The following is a 2,281-nucleotide window of genomic DNA, read 5'->3' on the forward strand; positions in this document are numbered from 1 at the left end:
GCGGGGGTCGGCGGACAGGGCGCGGCACCGGGTGCAGGGCGGGGCACCGGCGGGCGGCCCGCCGCGCACCGGACGGCCGGGGCCGGCGGTGCGGATGACGCGGAGCACGGGGTGGTTGCGGCAGCGGCGGCGGATGACGTGCCAGGGGTCTTCGGCGATGTGGCCGAGCCGCAGATGTCCGGGAACGGGCCGCCGGTCCACGGCGTGCTGGTTGCAGCAGGCCAGCACGGTGCCGTCGAAGGCGACGGTGGGCCAGGCGGCCATCGCGCACGGCTCGGGGCCGGCCCCGCCCGCCGCTTCCGGCCCGTCCGCCGCACCCGGCCCCGCCGCGGCCCAGGCGGCGGCCCGGCCCACCGGGCGGACGGTGGTGACCAGCATCGGCACCGAGTCCCGGAACTCCCGGCGCACGGCGCCGGTGACCTCCCGCAGATAGGGATCGTCGGCGGTGCGGCCGGTGATGTGCAGGCTGACCGCGATGCCCAGGTCCCGGATGCGGTGCAGCGCGCGGAAGACGCCGCGGCGCGGGACCTCCCGTTCGTGGAAGGCGTCCAGGCTGGCCGAGAAGTGGTCCAGGCAGCGCACCGCGCGGGCGACGGCGGGCGGCAGCGCGCCGTCGTCCCCGGCGAAGAACATGCCGCTGAGCAGCGCGGTACGGGTGCCCGCACGGCGCGCGGCGGCGGCCAGGCCGGCCACCAGGCCCGGACGCAGCAGCGGCTCGCCGCCGGTGAGCAGTTGCACCTCGGGCCGGTCCGCGGTGGTGAAGCCGCCGACGAACCGGCGCAGTTCCGGTGCCGGGGTGTCCTCCGCGCCGGGCACGGAGGCGGTCGAGCAGTGGGCACAGCGCAGCGGGCAGCGGCGGGTCAGCGTGATGAGCAGGCCCGCCGCGGGCTGCGGGCGCAGCGCGATGAGCTCGCCGAGTTCCATGGCCGTTCCCTCCACCGGGGCCGGGGGCCGGGGGCCGGGCGGACCCCGGGGGACCACGGTGCGGCCGGGCGCTTCAGAGACGGTTCGGCGGCGCTTCAGAGACGGTTGCCCCACGCCTGGGTTTGGCCGGTTTGACGAAGAATCACCGCTTGTGCACCGGAGGGGCGTTGCTGCATGCAGCAACGTACACGCGCCCGCGTCTGTTGCGGTGCGGACCGTCTGGCCACTCTGGATGTGCCGGTACCCGCGACCGCGGATCAGCCGGTGACAGTGAGGCCAACATCGCGATTCCCTGCAGAACTGGAGAAAACACGTCAATCCGGAGGTGTACTCATGGACGGCTCCTCTCGTGCGGCACACCGGCCCGACGGCAGGGCAAGGACCGATGAGGACACCGGCTGGGGCGGAAGCTGAGGCGCCATGGGGAAGCTCATTGACACCGTCGCCCCCACGCCGGCCGCCCCGGGCGGCGCCCCCGAGGGCTCCGGGCTGTGGATCTCGATGCTCGGACCGCTGGGCATCCGGGTCGGCGGGCGCACCATCGCGCCCGGCCCCCTGAAGCAGCAGCTCTTTCTGGCCGCGTTGCTCGCCCGTCCCGGCCGGGCGGTATCGCTGGGACTGCTGACCGAGACCATCTGGCAGGACGCACCACCCCGCACGGCCCGCAAGAACCTCCAGGTCTATGCCTCGACCCTGCGCAGGATGCTGGGGCCCGGCGGGGGCCGGCTGGTCGAGTACGGCCCGGGCGGCTATCTGCTGCGCCTCGACGCCACGCAGTGCGACTCCCTGCGCTTCGCGGAGCTGGCCCGCGAGGCGGCGGCGCTGGCCCGTTCCGGCGACACCGGCCGGGCGGCGGTCCGCTACCGGCAGGCACTCGACCTGTGGCGGCACGAGCCGCTGGCCCCGCTGGCCGACCACGCACCGCTGCTGCGGGAGGCGGCGGACCGGTGGCACGAACGCCACCTGGAGGTCTACGAGTCCTGGGCGGAGACCCGGCTCGCCGAGGGCGACGCGGACGCCGTGGCGGCGACCATCGCGGAGCCGGCCGCCCGCCACCCGCTGCGCGAGCGGCTCCGGGTGGCGCAGCTCCGGGCGCTCCACCGGTGCGGCCGCCGCAGCGAGGCCCTGGCCGTGTACGACGACTACCGCCGGCGGCTGTCGGCCGAACTCGGCCTGGCCCCGGGGGCGCCGCTGGAACGCGCCTACCGCTCGCTGCTGGACGACGACGCGGCCGCGGAAGAACCGCTGCCGGCCCGTCCTCCGGCCCGCTCCACCGTCTCCGTCGTCCGCCCGCTGCGCGGCCCCGCCCGCGCCCCCGCCGTCACCGCCGCCGGTGCGGCTGCCGGCGCCGGGCGCC

The 2,281-nt window shown here is 76.6% G+C and carries 2 protein-coding genes; one reads left to right on the forward strand and one right to left on the reverse strand.

Going from position 1 to position 2,281, the window contains the following annotated elements; translation table 11 throughout:
• On the reverse strand, positions 1-924 hold a 924-nt coding region (locus tag GQS09_RS27945; RefSeq protein ID WP_165990305.1), incomplete at its 3' end, for a radical SAM protein.
• A gap of 420 nt (positions 925-1,344) precedes the next feature.
• On the opposite strand from GQS09_RS27945, the gene GQS09_RS27950 reads away from it, so the two are divergent.
• Positions 1,345-2,281: AfsR/SARP family transcriptional regulator (locus tag GQS09_RS27950; protein WP_165990306.1), on the forward strand; the 937-nt coding region annotated here is incomplete at its 3' end.

The organism is Streptomyces sp. YIM 98790 (assembly GCF_011421595.1).
Lineage (GTDB): Bacteria > Actinomycetota > Actinomycetes > Streptomycetales > Streptomycetaceae > Streptomyces.